Annotated in this window: 14 protein-coding genes; 4 read left to right on the top strand and 10 right to left on the bottom strand. The window is 28.1% G+C overall.

Translation table 11 applies throughout. The annotated features are described in order from the left end of the window. Positions 1 to 576 (bottom strand): methyltransferase domain-containing protein, encoded by a 576-nt coding sequence (locus tag CRV02_RS00385; protein WP_129088667.1) that lies wholly within the window; start codon positions 574 to 576, stop codon positions 1 to 3. Between the two features lie 143 nt (positions 577 to 719). Between CRV02_RS00385 and CRV02_RS00380 the strand changes: the two genes are divergently transcribed. Together CRV02_RS00380 and CRV02_RS00375 are read left to right on the top strand one after the other, a co-directional pair. Continuing rightward, positions 720 to 3,539, top strand: coding sequence for a PAS domain S-box protein (locus CRV02_RS00380; RefSeq protein ID WP_129088666.1), 2,820 nt, complete (start codon positions 720 to 722; stop codon positions 3,537 to 3,539). A gap of 89 nt (positions 3,540 to 3,628) precedes the next feature. Further along, positions 3,629 to 3,985: a hypothetical protein gene (locus CRV02_RS00375; RefSeq protein WP_129088665.1), complete on the top strand. Its 357-nt coding sequence runs from the start codon at positions 3,629 to 3,631 to the stop codon at positions 3,983 to 3,985. Between the two features lie 18 nt (positions 3,986 to 4,003). On the opposite strand, the gene CRV02_RS00370 is transcribed toward CRV02_RS00375, so the two are convergent. The 7 genes from CRV02_RS00370 to CRV02_RS00340 form a co-directional block, all read right to left on the bottom strand. Continuing rightward, on the bottom strand, positions 4,004 to 5,848 hold the full coding sequence (locus tag CRV02_RS00370) for a GGDEF domain-containing protein (RefSeq protein ID WP_129088664.1): 1,845 nt from the start codon (positions 5,846 to 5,848) through the stop codon (positions 4,004 to 4,006). Positions 5,849 to 5,969: 121 nt separating this feature from the next. Then, a complete protein-coding gene (locus CRV02_RS00365; protein ID WP_129088663.1) occupies positions 5,970 to 7,271 on the bottom strand; it encodes a murein hydrolase activator EnvC in 1,302 nt (433 codons plus the stop codon). Beyond that, positions 7,264 to 8,082 carry a cell division protein FtsX gene (locus CRV02_RS00360; protein WP_129083660.1) on the bottom strand — a complete coding sequence of 273 codons (819 nt, stop codon included), beginning with the start codon at positions 8,080 to 8,082 and terminating at the stop codon, positions 7,264 to 7,266. Before CRV02_RS00360 ends, CRV02_RS00365 begins: the two co-directional genes overlap by 8 nt. Next, a complete protein-coding gene (locus CRV02_RS00355; protein ID WP_129083659.1) occupies positions 8,069 to 8,731 on the bottom strand; it encodes a cell division ATP-binding protein FtsE in 663 nt (220 codons plus the stop codon). The genes CRV02_RS00360 and CRV02_RS00355 overlap by 14 nt, the downstream gene beginning before the upstream one ends. Next, positions 8,731 to 9,924, bottom strand: a complete 1,194-nt coding sequence (gene trmB, locus CRV02_RS00350; RefSeq protein WP_129088662.1) for a tRNA (guanosine(46)-N7)-methyltransferase TrmB — start codon at positions 9,922 to 9,924, stop codon at positions 8,731 to 8,733. The genes CRV02_RS00355 and trmB overlap by 1 nt, the downstream gene beginning before the upstream one ends. 4 nt (positions 9,925 to 9,928) lie before the next feature. Beyond that, positions 9,929 to 11,203 carry a fibronectin type III domain-containing protein gene (locus CRV02_RS00345; protein ID WP_129088661.1) on the bottom strand — a complete coding sequence of 425 codons (1,275 nt, stop codon included), beginning with the start codon at positions 11,201 to 11,203 and terminating at the stop codon, positions 9,929 to 9,931. Next, on the bottom strand, positions 11,151 to 12,137 hold the full coding sequence (locus tag CRV02_RS00340; protein WP_129088660.1) for an RluA family pseudouridine synthase: 987 nt from the start codon (positions 12,135 to 12,137) through the stop codon (positions 11,151 to 11,153). The genes CRV02_RS00345 and CRV02_RS00340 overlap by 53 nt, the downstream gene beginning before the upstream one ends. A gap of 19 nt (positions 12,138 to 12,156) precedes the next feature. Between CRV02_RS00340 and CRV02_RS00335 the strand changes: the two genes are divergently transcribed. Together CRV02_RS00335 and speB are read left to right on the top strand one after the other, a co-directional pair. Further along, positions 12,157 to 13,263 (top strand): FtsW/RodA/SpoVE family cell cycle protein, encoded by a 1,107-nt coding sequence (locus tag CRV02_RS00335; protein ID WP_129083655.1) that lies wholly within the window; start codon positions 12,157 to 12,159, stop codon positions 13,261 to 13,263. 1 nt (position 13,264) lies between these two features. Next, positions 13,265 to 14,116: an agmatinase gene (speB, locus tag CRV02_RS00330; RefSeq protein ID WP_129088659.1), complete on the top strand. Its 852-nt coding sequence runs from the start codon at positions 13,265 to 13,267 to the stop codon at positions 14,114 to 14,116. A gap of 14 nt (positions 14,117 to 14,130) precedes the next feature. Here the strand turns inward: speB and CRV02_RS00325 are convergent, their stop codons facing one another. Together CRV02_RS00325 and CRV02_RS00320 are read right to left on the bottom strand one after the other, a co-directional pair. Beyond that, positions 14,131 to 14,817 carry an SOS response-associated peptidase gene (locus CRV02_RS00325; protein WP_129088658.1) on the bottom strand — a complete coding sequence of 229 codons (687 nt, stop codon included), beginning with the start codon at positions 14,815 to 14,817 and terminating at the stop codon, positions 14,131 to 14,133. 42 nt (positions 14,818 to 14,859) lie between these two features. Continuing rightward, complete coding sequence (locus CRV02_RS00320; protein WP_129088657.1) at positions 14,860 to 15,783, bottom strand: methylenetetrahydrofolate reductase; 924 nt, start codon at positions 15,781 to 15,783, stop codon at positions 14,860 to 14,862. Between the last annotated feature and the right edge of the window lie 30 nt (positions 15,784 to 15,813).

Genomic DNA, 15,813 nt, shown 5'->3' with positions numbered 1-15,813 from the left:
CTATTTTTTTCTTATTGCAATTGCTTGTTTTCTCATCTTGTATCGTTCAAAGCTTTCATTAAAAAACTCATCATACTCTAAAATCTCTACTTCTTTTTCATCAAAGAAAGATTTTAGTTCCCCTTCTTTTAATAAAAAATCAGGGTTTGAAGGTGGTTTTTCGTTCTCTTGGTGGAACATATAGGTTTCTATAAATAAAACACCTTCTTTTTTTAAAGCTTTAACTAGTTTAGGAATAGCTTTCCTATCTAAGAAATTTGTCATTATTATTAAATCATATCTATTTTCATCAAATTTATGTGTATCTAAATCTACAAGTTGTGTTTTTATCTTTGGATTGTTTTTTTCATTTAAAGAATTAAGTGCAATCTCTGAAATATCAACTGAAGTTACATTAAAACCACTATTTGCAAGAAAAATTGAATTTCTACCTGAGCCACAAGCTACATCAAGTGCATCTAAACCCTTTGAATAGTTTATTATATTTGATAGTTTATAACTTTGGGGTCTACTTGCTAAAAGTTCAGGTGTATTTTTATACTTTTTATTCCATTTTTCTTTATCTTCTATTGCCATATTAACTCTTTTGTTTTTTTCATTATACAAATTTTTAATTAAAATATTAAATCTAATAAAAAAAAGTTAAAGTAAAAGTAAAGGTATTTTTAAAATAATAGATTTGTTATAATTGCAAAAATCTGTAAAGATGAGGTTGCGTTATGGTTGAGTCTATATTAAAATTAGCCTGTTCAGAGGAAAAGTTTAAAATATTATTTGAGCTTTCTCCTATTGGAATAGCAATGATTGAACAAGAAACAGGAAAGTTTATAGAGGTTAACCAAGCTTTATTGGATTATACAGGTTATTCAAAAAATGAATTTTTATCTTTATCTTTTTGGGACATTACTCCAAAAGGTTATGAAGAGCAAGAAAAAAAGCAGTTTGAAGATTTGGATAAGTATAAGCGGTTTGGACCAAATGAAAAAGAGTATATAAAAAAAGATGGAACGAGATTTCCTATTAGAATCAGTGGTTTTAGTTTAGAAGATAACAACGGTAAAAAAGTTGTTTGGGGATTAGTTGAAGATATAACCACAACAAAACACTATGAAATTATTTATAAAGATAATAAAGAGTTGTTAGAGTATGTAGCAATAGAAACTTCCCTTGAAAAGATTTTAGAAAGAATTATACTTCTTGCTGAAAAAAGATGTTATCCTTTAAAGTGTTCAATTCTTTTATTAGATGAATCAAAAAATAGATTAATTAAAGGTTTTGCTCCTTCTTTACCAAAATTTTATAATGATGCAATTGAAGGTATAGAAATTGGGGAAAAAATAGGTTCTTGTGGTGCAGCTGCTTTTTTAAAAGAAAGAGTTATTGTAGAAAATATAAATAATCATGAAAACTGGCAAAACTTTGTAGAACTTACGCAAAAAGCAAATCTTCATTCTTGTTGGTCTGAACCTATTGTTTCTTCAAGTAATGAGGTTTTAGGTACTTTTGCAATATATAATGAAAAGCCATCTTCCCCAAATGTATATGATTTAAAATATATAGAGACATATGCAAATATTGCTGCAAAAGCTATCGAAAAACATGAATATACTGCAACTTTAAAAAATAGAGAAAAGAATTTAAAACTTTTATTTGATAACTCTCACTCAGGAATTGTTTATGTTTCAAAAGAGGGTGAAATACTTAATGCAAACTATAGGTTTGCACAAATAATGGGCTATGAGTCTGCAAAAGAGTTTATAGGACTTCATACTACAATATTTCATATAAGTGAAAAAAAGAGGAAAGATTTTTATAAAAAGTCTCATCCTAGTTTAATAGAAGATAGAACTTTTGATATAGAGTATAAACTAAAGCGAAAAGATAATGTTTCTGTGTGGTGTAGAATGTCAGGAAAGGCTTTAGATGAAAATAGACCAGCAGATTTGTCTAAGGGTATTTTATGGACAATAAATGATATCTCTTTAAGAAAAAAATATGAAGAACAGTTAAATCAAAAACAAATATTACTTAAAAATATTTTACTTACAATTCCTGATATGGTATGGCTAAAAGATCAAGATGGTGTGTATTTAGCTTGTAATTCAGAATTTGAAAAATTCTTTGGTGATAAAGAGGGAAATATAGTTGGTAAAACTGATTATGACTATGTCGATAAACCACTTGCTGACTTTTTTAGAATGAATGATAAAAAAGCAATGAAAGCAAAGGGTGTAAATAAAAATGAAGAAAAAGTAACCTATGCTTCAGATGGAAGAGAGGTTTTATTACATACTTCAAAAAAGGCAATGAAAGATAAAGATGATAATATCATTGGAGTTTTAGGAATAGGACATGATATAACAGAATTAAAAAGAAGAGAAGACGAACTAAAAGAGTTAAATATACTTGCTAACTCTTTAACAAAGTCTCAACAAATATTATTATCCTTATTTGATAAAGGTGATTCCGTATTACTAAAATGGAAAAATGATGAGATTTGGACTATTGAATATGCTTCATTAAGTATTAAAAAACTTTTAGGGTACTCAAAAAAAGAGTTTTTAAACAATGAAATTGACTACTTTAATTGTATTCACAAAGATGATTTAATAAGAGTAAAAAGTGAATATAAAAAATCATTAAATAAGAAGAAAGACTATTTTAAACATGAACCTTATCGAATAATCACAAAAAGTGGTCAAGAAAAGTGGGTACTTGATTATACTGCAACTGAAATAGATAATGAAAATTGTGTTGTGAATTTTATTGGATATATCATTGATATAACAGAGCAAATAAAAAATCAAGAGATGATGTATCAGCAATCAAAAATTGCATCTTTAGGAGAGATGTTAGGTAATATCTCACATCAATGGAGACAACCTTTATCTGTAATTGCAAGTGTAGCAACTGGTACAAAACTAAAAAAAGAGATGGGAATATTAGAAGATGAGGAGTTAATGCTAAATTTAGATAATATCAATAAATATGCCCAATATCTTTCATCTACAATTGATGATTTTAGAAACTTCTTTCTTTCTGATTCTCAAATTAAAAAGAGTATTAATTTAAAAGAGGCTATTTTTAAAGTAATTGCATTAGTAAAGGATTCATACAAAACAAAAGATATAACTTTAATACTAAATCTTGAAGATGATTTATTTTTTGAATGCAATGAGAATCTATTTATTCAAGCTTTAATCAATCTATTAAATAATGCAAATGATGCTTTAAGTAATCTTGACGATAGTGAATTTAACAGATATGTATTTATTGATTTATTTAAGAAAAAAGAGAATTTTATAATCACCATAAAAGACAATGCAATGGGAATAAAAAAAGAGTATGTTAATAAAATTTTTGAACCGTATTTTACAACTAAACATCAGTCACAGGGTACAGGAATAGGTCTTTATATGACAAATCAAATTGTTACTAAACATTTAGGTGGGGAAATTTCTGTGGCAAATCATGAGTATTCATATTTAGACCAAGAGTATAAAGGTGCAGAGTTTACTATAAAACTTTTGCGGAAGTAATCTTAATTTAAGTAATTAATTTTTTTATTACTTTTATTATTAAGAGTGCTAGTTATAGAATTAATTATATAATAATTAAGGAGTTTATTATGAAACTTCAAGGAATTACAATCGACTTTTACGATAAGCGAACATGTGGCCTTTTACCAGACCTTTGTGCCCAATGGGATATTCGTTATGATGAGTTAGAAGATAACGAAGAGTTAATCTCTTATTGGGAAGAGAGTCTTAAAAATGTTTTATCTAAAACTGATAAGGTAGTTAGCGGAAATGTAGAAGGTAAATCTATTTTGTATTCTGCTGATGAAGAGGCTATAAAAATAATACAAGATGAGTTTAAAGAGTTAGAATTATCAACTATTAATTATGATGATATTATTCGATGTGAACACTGTATTAAACATGATTATATAGCTGATGAGAATCAACTAGTAGAAGCTAATTAATTTTAATTAGCTTCTATATTAAAACAAGTCAACACTAGATACTTGTTCTTCTTTAAACCTAACAACCTTATCTCTACCACTATTTTTTGCTTCATATAAAGCAATATCAGCATTTTTGATAACAGTTTCAAATGATGTAGAGTCTTCTGGATACATAGAAAGACCTAAGCTAACAGTTTTCTTTAGTTTATTCCCTGCATAAACATCAATTTCATTTTCTCTAACTTTGTCACCAATTTTTCTTGCTACACTTAAGGCATCCTCATCACTGTTTACACCCATAAGTAAAATCATAAACTCTTCACCACCATATCTAATGATGATATCTGACTCTCTTACTGTCTCATTTAAAATTCTAGCAAGCTCTTTAAGTACTTTATCACCAATATCATGACCATACTCATCATTTACAGCTTTGAAGTGGTCCATATCAAGCATTAGAAGTGCAATATTAGTTCCATCTCTTTTTACTTGAGGAAGCATTTTCTTAGTATACTCTTCTAGGAATTTTCTATTATAAAGACCAGTTAATCCATCTGTAAATGCAGACTCTTGTAAGGCATTCATAAGAAGTTTAACTTCAATAGAAGGTACAGACTCTTTTAGATAACTTTTGATAAATACAGTCTTCTCTTTTAGTTCTTCAAGCTCTTCTTGTGTATCGCAAACACAGTTAATGATTAAATATAAACTTTGAGTAATATCTACATTGAAACAGTAGTATAGTTTATCACTTTCAAAGTGTGGGCAAGTGTTATGGAACTGAACTGACATTACATCACTTTTTGTTCTTGCTGCTCTACAAACTTCTGGGTTGTTTTTTAAAGTTTCATCACAATATAAAGATTCCCCACACTGTTTCATTGTAGTCATTTTATGTTTTTTCATATCGATTTCTACAAATGAAAAATTCTTTAGGTTAAACTTATTTCTTAATACTTCTGCTAATCTATCGTAGATTTCTTCTTTTGTATTATCTAACTCAATTTGTTTTTTAAATTGGTATAGATTTGATAGATTATCAATAATCTCTTTTGAGTCTTTAAGTGGATTTCTATTTTTATTTGAAGCTTTAAACCCAACAAACCCTTGAAGTTTTTTATCAATATCAACAGCAGTGTCTTTAAATGATTGAATTAAGTTATTATAATCTTCTGTAATGTGAATCATCTCAGCAGATAATCCACTTGGTGGAACAATTCCTTTAAATCTACCATGTGTTGCTTGATTGATATTTATTTTAAACTTGTCAAATAGTCTTAAATATGGACTTATTAATCTTCTACTAACTAAGATAAATAAAATAATTGTTGTTAAAATCAAAACAGTAATTACATAAATAGATTCAATACCTATTTCTTTGATAGTACTAATATCTAAGACAATAGAAACAGCACCTAAAGTTGTGCCTTGTTCTACTTGGTGACATTTTAAACAGTCAATTCCTTTTTCGGCAACTGCATTGTATGGAATAGTAACCCTTACTGTTGTACTTGTAATCTCTTCTTCAATTTTATATTGCATTTTTCCTGTTGCAAGTGCTTTTTTATCAAAGTCATCTCTAGGAGGGTTTTTTAAGTGAGAGGAAGCAAACTGTTCATTAACAAATTTACTTCTTACTAGCCATAATTGTTCTACGTTTTTAATATTAGATGCAGAGTTTATGAATGTATCAACGTCTTGCATATTACCATTAATCATATGTGCAGTTAGTCCACTTTTAACAACCTCTGAAATAGATTGTGCATTGTGAATTGCAGATTTAATCCCAGTTTTTCTTAGATTATAAAGACTGAATATGGAAATAGTAACTGAAAGCATAATAATCATAACTATTGTATAAAGCGTAATATTTTTTCTCATTGCATACCTTTTATTAAGGTAGCTATTCTATAAAAAATAGGCTTAATATATTAAAAAAATATAAGAAAAAATATATAAAAGTTTAATTTTATTTTTATTTAATAATTTATAATGATTTTTATTATATTTTGAAAAGATCTTTAGGATTTATGTGCATCTCATTCTTGGTAGCTTGGAAGGTAAGGGTGTTATTAACTCTTCCAACAACATAACCTTTTTTTATCCATCTTCCTACTTTTAAAGATGGTGAAATCTGGTCTAAGTGAGAATATATTGTGTGTAAACCATTTCTATGTTGTATAATTACAACATTTTCAAGCATACCTGCATCTTTCTTTGCATAAACAATCTTTCCATTAAAAATTGATTTTACTTTTGCTTGAGGTTTTTTTGTTTTTAGTACAATTGATTCATTAAATAGTTTGATTTTATAAACTGGATCATAATATTTTCCAAACTTTTTTACAACCTGAAATGAATCAAGGGGAGCAATAGTTTTTCTTCCTCTATATTTTGAAATCTTAATTCCAGAAGTAGAAGAACCAATCATTCTAACATCTATATCAAGATTTTTTGCATAGCTGTTATTTCTATCTTCATCACTAACTTCATACTTAGTTGATTTTTCTTGTGTTTTTCTTCTTTTCTTTTGTGCTGCAAGTCTTTTGGCTTTTGCAATTGCAGCTTTTCTTTGTTTTTCTATCTCTTCTTTTTTAAGAATATTTAGTTTTCCAAGAAGTTGTTTTAAAGAGTCTTGCTTTTGTACAGTCTTTTTTAACTCTACTTGATACTCTTTGTGTTTTCTTTCAAGTGATATTAAAGATTTAGAGTGAGTCTTTTTTAGAATATTTAACTCTTTTTTCTTTTTAATTCTATCTTCAATATAGGTACTAATTTGGTTGATTTTTCTTTTATTCTCTTTTCTATTTTGAGTTAATAGTTCATAGCTATTGTTTATTTTGATAATCTCATCTTTAGAGCTTTGAGAAAGTAGGGTATAAACTTCTGAGTCAATAAGTTCTTGAAGACTTCTTTCTCCTGCAAGTTTTAATGCAATAGAAGATGAAAACTCATTTATGATTGTATCAACAATCTTTTCTTCACTATCTTTTTTTTCTTTTATTAAATCACTTGAATCTTTCTGTAGACTCTTAAGTGCTTTTTTTGCATCAACTAATTGACCTTGATGTTTTTTAATATCAGCATTAATAATAGTAATTGCTTTTTCTAATCTTCTTAGTTCACTATTTTGATTATTGATTTGTTTTGCAAGAATTTTGATTTGTAAATCTTTTTGTTCTTGGGCTTTTTTATTTTTTTGTAAAATTAGTTTATTGTTTTGAATTTTTTTATCAATACTTTTAGTAGAGGCTCCAAATAAAGTGATTGATACTAAAAATAGTAAAGCTAATCTTTTAATCATATTTTATTTTATACTTTAATAATACACCAATAATTGTTAGTATTGAAATACCAAATGATAAAAGAAAAATCTTAGAAAGTGACTCATTTAAAGATAGAGTTACTTGTACAATATTCTCTAAGTCATTAGGTAATAATACACCAATATTATCTACTAAGTAAATAAACATTGCAGATACAATAAAGAATGAAATAAATGAACTTATAATTGCATATTTTAAAATAGTTGAAGAACTATATAAAATAGATGCCCCGTGTAGTTTTAAAATAGTGATTTTTTCATGGTGTTCGTAGAACCATATTCTAATCTGTTTAGAAATCATAATTATTGCAAATATTGTAATGATACTAAAAAGTATAAAAGATATTTGACTAAGTAAAAGCATCAATAGATATACACTATTATGATTTTTAGAAAAAATTTCTACTTTTCTAACATTTTTATTTGCATATAGCTTATCTTTTATAGTTTGTAGTTGGCTAGTTGTAGGAAATGCCTCTAGATTTATTTTATAAAAGTGTGGCAATTTCTTTTTTAATAAATTAATAGAAGAGCTTGATAGGTCCGATTTAATATTATCAATAATAGACTTTTTTTCTAAAGTAATTATCTTCTCAACATTGATACCAGCAAGTTCTGTAATCTCTTCTTTTATTAAAGGTGTATTTGTAATAACTACAATAGAGTAATCATTTGCTATTTTTATTTTATAGTTCTCTAAAATATTAGAAGAAAATAGATAGATAATAAAAGATATTAACATTGCTGTTAATGGAATAACAAAAGCAAATGTATTTTTAAGAAACTTCATAAATTATCCCATCTTCAATAGATAACTGTCTAAATCTAATACCAAAGTTCTTTGGAACTCTGTGTGTTACAACAACAACTGTAATACCTAGTTGTTCATTTGCACCTTTTAAAAGATTCCATACAACTTCAGCTGAGTAATCATCAAGGTTACCTGTTGGTTCATCTGCGATGATTATTTTAGGATTATGTGCAAGTGCACGTGCCACTGCAACTCTTTGTTGCTCACCACCACTTAACTCATTTGGATAATACCCAGCTCTATGTGATAGCTTTACATGATTTAAAAGTTTTGTTGCTTGTTCCCTTGAAATATCATTTGAGTAACCATTAATTTTAAGAGGAATCATAATATTCTCTTCAATAGTCCACTCTTCAATTAGTTTATAGTCTTGAAAGATAATTCCAATATCTTTTCTAAGACTTCTTAGGGATTTTCCCTTTATTCCAAAAACATTTTGACCTGCAATCTTTAGTTCTCCATGTTTTAAAGGAATCTCACCATAAAATGATTTTAGTAAAGTAGATTTTCCACTACCACTAGTTCCACCAATAAATATAAACTCTTTCTCTTTTATAGAGAAGTTACCTTTTTTGATAACATACTTGTTTTCATCATAAGAAAGATATATATTTTTGGCTTGTATCATTATTTTAATATCTCTTTTATTTTATTGTGTGCTTTTATATTTGAGCTTGTAGGAAGAGGTAAGTCTTGAAAATATGAAGCTTTACCATCTTTTACAATAATATATTTACTTAATGGTCTATCAAAATTACCAAAGGTAACTTGAAGAAGTCCAGAATTAGTCTCATTTTCTATAACAAAAACATCTTCTACATGTACGAAATAGTCTTTTTCAACTAAAGTTTTAGTAGGGATATTTTTAATAGTTTCTTCAAAGTTAATTTCATCATTGAAGTTGAAATCAAAGTCATGGTTTATCTCTTCATCTTCTTGCTCACATAATAAAACTACATCATAGATATGTTTACCTTGTTTTTTCCATCTATCTTCATATTTACTTGATACAGGAAGGTCTTTATTTATATCTATTGTAATTTTACCCTTTGGAAGGTTTGTAAGTAACTCTGTACAGTAGTCAAAATATTTTCTACTATCTGTTCTTAACTCTAAAGTACCGTTTACTTTTAATACTCTTAATGCTTCATTGATAAAATCAGTTGAATAAACTCTTCTGTGAGGTTTTTTATCCCAAGGAACAGGGAAGTGAACAAAGATTCTACCAACTTTGTTAGATCTAATAAATTCCATAAAAAGTCTAGCATCGTAGTTTACAACTAAGATATTATCTAATTCTTGGATTTTCACTTGTTTTAAAAGTTGCTCAATAGAAGGAGTATGAATCTCTAATCCAATAAATTGAACGTCTGGGTTCTCTTTCGCTTGATGTAAAAGATGTCTTCCACTACCAAAACCAATCTCAATTTGAATCTCTTTATCTGTATCAAAATCATTTAAAAAATAGTTAATATCTTTTAAATACTCTTGTGTTGGTTCAATTTTTTGATTTACATTTTGTGTATTTGCAAAAAGAATTTCTGACTCAGTAATTTTTGCATAAGAGTTTAAAGAGTCTTTGATTAATTGAACAGGACTTACTCTAGTAACCTTATCTGGCTTTAGAAGTAAATTATCGTCTTTTTGTCTTAATGTTAATAAAAACTCTTTATTATCTCTTGTTGTAGAGATTTTATACTCTGTTTTTCTAGGTTTGTCTGTAAAATTATATGATTTTGCAACAAAGTTAAAGTTTGTACCATCAATTGTTGATGGTACCTTTAACTCTTTATTTGATTTATTAAATACTATGTGAGGCATTTATTTACTTCATCTCCACTAACTTCGGTAAAATAAGCTCTGTTTCTTTTGTAATCTCAGAGTGAATTCCATTTTTATCAACTGCTTGAATAGCATAGCTATACTGCACACCTCTTACAATATCTTTATCTTCAAATCTAAGTGCTGTAATATCTTGGTATTTGATAGTTTTATCTTTGAAGAAACCTTCTTTAATAGTTTTATAAACAGTATATGAAACTGCTCTATCATCACCTGCTTGCCAGTTTAAAATAGCTTTAGCACCTTGAATTTGAGCAAGAGTCATTACAGGTTTTCTTAATTTATTTAAAGTAACACCCATTACAGAATTAACATTTAAATTACTTTCTAAACCATCTTTATCAATAGAGCTTACTTTGTAGAAATATACTTTTCCATCTTCATTAACAAAATCTTCATAGTTTAAAGTTTTAGCATTAACTGTTTTTATAACATCAAAACCTCTTTGGTCATCTGTACTTCTGTAAACATTATATTTAACTACATCATTAGATTTTGAAGGTTCCCAAGTTAAAGCAATCTTTCTTGGAAGGTTCGTTGTTGCTTTTAAACTTAAAATCCCTGCTGGTAAAGGTTTTGTTTGAGCTTTTACTAAAGCACTTGGCATAGTCTCTAAACCATCAAATGTTTTACCAATAACTCTATAGTGATAAACAACATTATCTTCTAAATTTAAATCAATGTATTCAGCTTGTAATCTACCATCTAAAGTCTCAATCTCTTCCCACTTGCTTGTTGCAGGAGTTTTTCTTTGAACTTCATAACTTTCAATTCTTTCACTACTATGAGGTCTCCATACAATTTTAATCTGTCTTGGAAGATTTGAAATAGCTTGGATAAAACTTACTCCTTCCATAAGTGGAAGAGTTGAAACCACATAGTCATTTGTAGTTCTTGATTCAAACTCTGTAGCAGTTGCAGAAGAAATTTTATAAACATATTTTGTACTAGGTTCTACATTTTCATCTACATAGTGAGTTGTATATCTATTTTCAACTGTATCAATTAGTGTTAGTTTTGCGCCATCTTTTTGAAGATTCGCTCTATAAAAGTGGTATCCAGTAACTCTAGGATCATCAACCTTTCTCCATTCAAAAGCAATAGCATTTATATCAGGAAGAGTTCTAATAGAAGCAGAGTCAACTACCTCAAGAGTCTCATTTATTTTTGGTTTTGTATTATCAAAGTTTTTTAAACTACATCCACTAAGAAGTAAAATTAAAGCACTTAATGATGTTAGCTTCATCAATTTTGTCATTTACAAGCTCCATATTAAAATTGTTTGTTAAAAAGTCATGCATATCGTCTGAAAGTTTTGCAGTAAAACTCATTTTTTCTTTTGTAATTGGATGAATTAAGTAAAGATTGTATGCATGCAAATAAAATCTATTTATTTTATTTAATTCGCCCTTAAATCCATATAAATTATCACCTAAGATATGCCTATTCATAGAGCCCAAGTGTACCCTTATCTGGTGTGTTCTACCTGTGAAAAGTTTACACGCTATTAAATCATATTTGTCATTATTTGAAGTACATAGTTTACTAAAAGCAGATTTTGCATTTTTACCATTTTCTTCAATTGACATTTTAAGTCTATTATTTGGGTTTCTAGCTATTGGTTTTTCTATAATTACATCATCTTTTAGGGGTAAATCAATGATTGCCAAATAGTATCTTCCCATACTTTTATCTTCAAGTTGTTTTGAAAGTCCTGTATGAGCCTCATTTGTTTTAGCAATAACCATTACACCACTGGTACCCTTATCTAATCTATGAACAATACCATGTCTTTCTTCTCCACTTATAGTTGAAAGTGAGAAGTTATTTAGTTTTAACCAATCAACTAGTGTGGCATCTTTTACACTTGGAGCATCATGAACTGTTAAGTTATAGGGTTTATTTACTACTAAGATATACTCATCTTCATAGATTATTTCAATATTTTTACCCTCTAAAGATTCCTTTACAAAGCTTTCATCTTTTACGGGATTTATTTCTGCCTCAGGGAAGTGAACTTCTACTTCTTGATTCTGCTTTAATTTTAAACCTCTTTTTGTACAGGTTTTACCATCTACTTTTACGTACTCTTTATTTACAAGCTGTTCTATTTGATTTCTTGAAGCATCAATTTTAGAACTTAAAAATTTATCCAATCTATTTGTCTCTTGAACAATAAAAAATTTATCCATATTTGGGTACTCTTTCACTATGCGTTTATTTGATAAAAGAATTATTTCACATTTTGATTATTTAATAGTTATATTTGTATTGCCGTTAATATTGTTATCGTACAATCTTATAAGTGAAACAAATCGTATATTAGCGAATAAACAATTAATTTATTTTACGATTTCATTAATTGTTTTCTTTATAATATTTATCTTGCCAATTAGAAGAAATATTAGACTAATTCCTATTTTGTATTGGCTTGGGATATTTTTGCTTTTAGCGGTTGAGTTTTGGGGTGTTACAAAATTAGGTGCAAAAAGATGGCTTAGTTTACCATTTTTAAATATGACAATTCAGCCAAGTGAGTTGTTTAAACCTGTATTTATACTTATGCTTGGACATTTAATACATAGTAAGCCACCAGAAGATAGAGGATATAGTTTTAAAGACTTTATATATTTCTCTTTTTATATTTTACTTCCTTTTGTTTTAATAGCAAAAGAGCCTGATTTGGGGACTGCTTTAGTATTATTATTAGTTGGTTATGGAATTTTATTTATAGTTGGAGTAAACTGGAAAATATGGGCTACTATTTTTGTAACCATTGCTTTAGCTTCACCTTTTATTTATACTAATTTGATTAAAGATTATCAGAAAAAAAGGATTAAAGATTTCCTTTCTGAGAAGCCTAGTTATCAAGTACAACAATCTATTATTGCAATTGGAAATGGTGGTTTAGTTGGAAAAGAAGCCGAAGAAGCTACACAAACACAATTAAAGTTTTTACCTATTGCAACAAGTGATTTTATTTTTGCATATTTTGTAGAAAGATATGGATTTTTAGGGGCTATTGGACTTATATTTATTTATGGTTTATTGATTTATCATCTACTGTCCTTTAATTACTATTTCCATGATGATTATGTAATTCGTTCCTTCGCCTCCGGACTTGGACTTCTCATATTTTTAAATATGAGTATTAATATTTTGATGGTTATTGGTTATGCACCTGTTGTTGGACTTCCTTTACCTCTATTTTCATATGGTGGGAGTTCCTTTATTAACTTTATTGCACTATTTGCTATATTAGAAAATCTATTAGCATTTAGGTATATGGATATGTATAATTTTGAAAGGCGATTATAAAATGGAAGCACAAAGCTCTACTTTTATAGGATTTGAAGACTCTTTTGAAGAGTCAAAGGCAGTATTATTTGGAGTTCCCTTTGATGGAACAACATCTTTTAAACCAGGAACAAGATTTGCACCAAGTGCAATGAGAGAAGACTCTTGGGGACTAGAAAGTTATAGTCCATATTTAGACAAAGATTTAGAAGATTTAAAACTTTTTGACTATGGAAATTTAGAAGTTCCTTTTGGAGATAAAAAAACTGCTCTTAGAATGATTCAAGAGAAGACTCAAGAAATCATAGATGCTGACAAGATTCCAGTTATGATTGGTGGAGAACATTTAGTATCTCTTGGACCTGTAAAAGCATTATCAAAAAAGTATGAAGATTTACATATTATTCATTTTGATGCTCACACAGATTTAAGAAATGATTATTTAGGTGAAGCTTTAAGTCATGCAACTGTTCTTAGAAGAATTTATGACCAAATTGGTGATGGTAGATTAAATCAGTTCTGTATTAGAAGTGGGTTAAAAGAAGAGTTTGAGTGGGCAAAAGAGCACTCTCACTTAGAAAAGTTTACTTACAATACTTTAGAAGAAAGAGTTGAGCTTTTAGTTAATAAACCAGTTTATATCACTATTGACTTAGATGTTTTAGACCCTTCAGTATTTCCTGGAACTGGAACACCAGAACCAGGTGGAATTGATTTCCATGATATGATGAAAATTATTTCTATTCTTTCAAGACTTGAAAATGTAGTAGGGCTTGATGTAGTAGAACTTAGTCCTAAGTTTGATGCAAGTGGTGTTTCAACTGCTGTGGCATGTAAGACTTTAAGAGAGTTAGTTCTAGCAACTATAAAATAAGTTTTAAAAAGAATCTAAAAAAGAGAAAGTTGACCAAGTTTATCTTGTTCAACTTTTTTTATACATGAACTTTCATCAAATAAAACTTTGTTTACATTTGAAGAGACTTCATAAAGTTCTAGTTTTTCATTTTCATAGATATTAAATAAAGAGTTTATCTCTTTTAAGTTTTGGCTATAAAGCCATCTTTGAAAATCTTTTTTCTCTAAAACTACTGGCATACGGTGATGAATTTCTCCTAGTTTTTCATTTGCATCACAAGTAATTAATGCAACAGTTACTATTTTCATATTTAACTCAATATCAAAATATTCATCCCAAATACCTGCAAGAGCTAAATAGTCATTTTTTATATCTTTTACAAAATAGGGTGTTTTCTCTTTATCTTCTATTTTCCACTCATAAAAACCATTTATAGGAATAATACATCTTCTAAATCTAAATGAATCTCTAAATGTCTGTTTTTCAAAGATAGATTCACTTCTTGCATTTATATTCATTCCTTTTTTATCTTTTGCCCAAGAAGGCAAATATCCAAAGTGAGTATATAAATAGTTTCCATTGTTTAAAAGTGCAGGTATGGGAAGGGTTGGAGGAAGGTTATATCTTGGATTCAAGGTTTGAATCATATCATTTTTTATAAGAAGCTTTGCATCTTCTTTAAAAGATATATCATCATAAATAGCTAAACGACCAGGCATGAATTTTCTTAAGAAAGAGGTAGTAAAACTACCTTTTATTTCTTATTTATTATCTTTAATTATTTGTCTAATTTCTTCTAGTAGCTCAACTGAAGCATCAATTTCAGCTTTTCTAATAGCTACACTCTCAATATTACAACCAACTGGAATACCTCTTTTTTTACCATATTTAAATAGGTCTTCAAAGATATCCCTTGAAAGTTTTACTGAGTCAGATAAAATATCACCAGACTCTTTTAAATCCTCTTCTAAATAGTTTGGAATATTGATTCCTAACCACTTCATAAAATCAAGTGTTTTAGAACTACCACAAGGAGTTAAAGTAAAAATAATTGGCACAGGCTCAATATTATTTTCTTTTGCATATTTTGCATAGTCTGTTAAAAATGTTTTTGCAGCATGTACATCATAAACACACTGAGTAATAAAATACTCACACGAACTATTTTGTTTAGAAAATACTCTTAAGTGTTCATCATGTTTTTTCATATGTCTTTCTGGAATTGCAATTCCACCAAGGCAAAGATTATCATTTACCTCTTTTTTTATACCATATGCTTCTTTTAATGTGATATTTGTTTGTTGCTCATGACTTGCTGCTCCAACAAATACAGAGTGTACTTGAGTTGCCTTTGTACTTTCAAGCCAAGTTGCAAACTGCTTTGCTGTATAATTTCCAACTGCTCTATAAACAATTCTTGGAGTTTTTAAATCTTGTAAATAGTTTTTTGAGTACTCACAAGGATTAATTGTTTTAATAAAAGGAAAAGGTCTTTTTTCATCTGTTCTATCTGATTCATCTTGAATATCATAAAGAACTAAACCATCAACATTTAGACTTGAAATTCTTTCAACATGTTTTTTAGCAATCTCTTTTATCTCTTCTTCTGTATGTTTTACTTTTGGCGGTGTAATTCCGTATAATAATATTCCATTCTCTTTATTTCTAATCTTATCTGTAAGCATTTAAAACCTTGATTTTAATTATATAAATTA

The organism is Arcobacter sp. CECT 8989 (assembly GCF_004116715.1).
Taxonomy (GTDB): Bacteria; Campylobacterota; Campylobacteria; order Campylobacterales; family Arcobacteraceae; genus Halarcobacter.
Note: the sequence above shows the minus strand (reverse complement) of the source record. Positions and strands in the feature narration are given on the sequence as shown.